This window comes from Erwinia sp. PME.40.26/001, from assembly GCF_055556675.1.
In genome coordinates this window covers 1-229 of record NZ_JBVHNP010000483.1, presented here as the reverse complement: position 1 = coordinate 229, position 229 = coordinate 1, and the positions used below count along the sequence as shown (strand labels likewise).

Genomic DNA, 229 nt, shown 5'->3' with positions numbered 1-229 from the left:
GACCTTGTCGTACTGCGCCAGCGCCTGCGCCGGCTGGCCGCGCAACTCGGCGATGCGGCCCAGATAGTAGTGCGCGTCGTCGATGCGCTCGCCGCCCTTGGCGAGCTGCGCGAACTGCGCTTCGGCGTCCTCGATGCGGCGGTCGTCGAGCGCGATTAGGCCCAGCATGAAGTGGGCATCGTCATTGCCGGGATCGGCCTTCGTGGCCTTCTGCGCCTGCTCGCGCGCA

At 69.4% G+C, this 229-nt stretch carries 1 protein-coding gene; it reads right to left on the bottom strand.

Features of this window, described 5'->3' with window-relative positions:
• On the bottom strand, positions 1-229 hold a 229-nt coding region (locus ACZ3HG_RS25065), incomplete at both ends, for a tetratricopeptide repeat protein (protein ID WP_465335283.1).